Consider the following 2,866-nt stretch of genomic DNA (forward strand, 5'->3'; position numbering starts at 1 on the left):
TACTAAAATCCCTCTTTATGCAGAAGCAAATATTAAAGAGGTTTGGATTGTCAATCTCAAGGAAGAATGTTTAGAAGTTTATCGCCATCCTCTGAATGGTAGTTATCAAGCTATGCAGAAATACTCTATAAATGAGAGGGTTTTTATGACATCTTTTCACGATATAGAATTCACTATTGCAGAAATCTTAGGAGTTTAGTTAAAATGTCTTTATCACTGATTACCCGTAAGTTTACGGTGGAAGAATACGAAAAAATGGCAACCCAGGCAATAATCAAACCCGATGAAAAAGTGGAATTAATTCGAGGAGAAATTATCAAAATGTCACCGATGGGAACCCGTCATGCTGCCAGTATTTATCGATTAACACAGTTATTTTATCGAAAATTTGGCGGTCTTATTCTCTTAGGAGTGCAAAATCCGATTAGATTAAATAATAATTCTCAACCAGAACCAGATTTAAGTTTACTAATACCTCGATCGGATTTTTATGTTGCTGCCCATCCTTGTCCTCAAGATATCTATTTAATTATTGAAGTTTCCGATTCTACCCTCGATTATGATCGCTATACTAAAATCCCTCTTTATGCGGAAGCAAATATTCAAGAAGTTTGGATTGTCAATCTCAAGGAAGAATCTGTAGAAGTTTATCGCTATCCGCTGCAGGGTAGTTATCAAGCTATTCAGAAATATTATCGATGTGAAAGTATTTTTATTGAATCATTTCCCGATATAGAATTCACTATTGCAGAAATTTTAGGAGTTTAGATGAACGTAGGTTGGGTTGAAGCATGAAACCCAACACCCCGATGGGTTACGCTACCGCTAACCCATCCTACAGCTACAGCTGATAGCTGGTAGCTGCGGATTTATAACTTGCGTTCGTAACTTAACAAGGTATTTTGTAATAACATTGCCACCGTCATCGGACCGACACCCCCGGGGACAGGAGTAAGATAACTAGCCACTTCTAAAACCCCAGCATAGTCCACATCGCCCACCAAACGGTCAGCGACGCGATTAATACCCACATCCACCACTACCGCATCAGGTTTTACCATATCTTTAGTGATTAAATTGGCTTTACCGACAGCAGGTACTAAAATATCGGCACTTCTGGTTATTTCTGCCAGATTTTCCGTGCGCGAGTGAGCAATAGTTACCGTAGCGTTTTCCTCCAATAACATTAAAGCTAAAGGTTTCCCCACTAGAATACTGCGACCCACCACCACCGCGTGCTTACCGGCTATGGGAATATTATATTCTTTCAGCAGTGCCATGACCCCCGCAGGAGTACAACTGCGGATACAGTCATCACCCCGCACTAAACCGCCTAAATTGAGAGGATGTAAACCATCAGCATCTTTTTTCGGGTCAATTTGGTAGAGAAGGGAAACCGCATCTAAATGCTTAGGTAAGGGTAATTGAATTAAAATCCCGTCCACCCGCTCATCTTGATTGAGACGGACAATTTCCGCTAAAATTTCTAGTTCACTTGTATCGGTGGAAAAATGACGACCAAAAGAGGCCATACCGATTTTAGTACAAGCTTTCTCCTTATTGCGGACATAAACGGCACTAGCGGGATTATCCCCCACCATCAACACCGCTAACCCCGGAGGTCGTCCCATTGGAGATTTTAGCGTCTGGATGCGCTCTCCTAGACCAAGTTGGATTTTTTGAGCTAAGGCTTTCCCGTCGAGAATTTGGCAAGTAGTTACGGACATTCTATGATAATACCGAGAACAAAAATCTTTCGGATCTATTCTATGGTCAAAAAGATTGGCTAATCGCACTCGTTAAGGTTAAAGCAAGAATGTCTATTCAGACTCGTGTAGGGCGCATCGGCAGTTTATTATTATTGCTAGGGTTATTCGGTTGTAGTACCCTTGCTGACCTCGGTATTGCCGTTCCCTACATCGGTGATCCTCCCCTAACAGCGATCGAGCAATTACAGGAAAAACCAAAAGGCTCTTTAGTTTATCTTAGGGGAACTGTGAGCAATTATGCCCCTTTTTTAGCGGGAGGAGCCTATCTTTTGCAGGATAAGTCTGGTAAGATTTGGATTCGCACCAATAGCAATAAATTACCCCGTCAAGGCGAAGAAATCGTCATTAAGGGCAAAATTGACTTTGAAGCTATTCCCCAGGGTTCCCAAACCGTTAACGAATTGTATGTGGTGGAATTAGAACAGATGGATGCAGTAGCAGTTAATTCGGTTCCCACTCCTTCTCCGTCCCCAGAAATTAAACCTTCCCCCACCTCAGAAGTTAAACCCCCAGAAAATAATTCTCCCCCGGTCTCCACTAAACCCCTGGAAAATCCCCGACAGGTGACAATTCCCAGCGCAACCGCAACAAAACCCCCAGAAACTCCCGTCGTTACCCCCGTTAAACCCAATCCACCCGTGCAACCCGTCGCGGAAGCGATTCCCCCCAAACCCCCCACAGTGATTAAACCCGTCCAAGATCCCCTCGATGCTTTCTTTTTACCCCATAAACAAAACGAGAAATAGCTAGGGTGTGGGGTGTGGTGCGATTCGTTGGCTAGAAACTAGACAGTAAGACGTTTAGAGGATTAGCCGCTTGGTAAATGTAGTACCTTGATAACTTTATAACCCTACAGGTGCGGGTTAGTAATAACCTTAGTCCTGTCCTCTAGATGCCTAGAGTGACGGCATTTCCTGCTGCTTTAGACTTGGTACATCTGAGGTAGTGAGCGAGGAAAAAAAAGCGGTATCTGATAGCCTAAATCAGAAACCCGTTGAGCCAGAACCTATGGATAGCCCTGGGGCGAAGATACGAATTAACCATCGTCAACACCCACGAGCCAAAAGGCTGACAGGCTCGAAACAAAAGTTAACAGA

General features: G+C 43.3%; 4 protein-coding genes. 3 read left to right on the forward strand and 1 reads right to left on the reverse strand.

The features are described 5' to 3' along the window. Together PX481_RS21435 and PX481_RS21440 are read left to right on the forward strand one after the other, a co-directional pair. The coding region (locus PX481_RS21435) for a Uma2 family endonuclease (protein WP_288095886.1) at positions 1-199 on the forward strand (199 nt) is incomplete at its 5' end. A gap of 5 nt (positions 200-204) precedes the next feature. Beyond that, positions 205-768 carry a Uma2 family endonuclease gene (locus PX481_RS21440; protein ID WP_002760600.1) on the forward strand — a complete coding sequence of 188 codons (564 nt, stop codon included), beginning with the start codon at positions 205-207 and terminating at the stop codon, positions 766-768. Positions 769-869: 101 nt separating this feature from the next. Here PX481_RS21440 and folD read toward each other — a convergent pair whose 3' ends face one another. After that, positions 870-1,727, reverse strand: coding sequence for a bifunctional methylenetetrahydrofolate dehydrogenase/methenyltetrahydrofolate cyclohydrolase FolD (gene folD / locus PX481_RS21445; RefSeq protein WP_002760599.1), 858 nt, complete (start codon positions 1,725-1,727; stop codon positions 870-872). A gap of 89 nt (positions 1,728-1,816) precedes the next feature. Here folD and PX481_RS21450 point away from each other — a divergent pair, with 89 nt between their 5' ends. After that, a complete protein-coding gene (locus PX481_RS21450) occupies positions 1,817-2,515 on the forward strand; it encodes a single stranded DNA-binding domain-containing protein (RefSeq protein WP_288095889.1) in 699 nt (232 codons plus the stop codon). Positions 2,516-2,866: the final 351 nt, after the last annotated feature.

It is taken from the genome of Microcystis sp. M53603_WE2 (assembly GCF_030065435.1).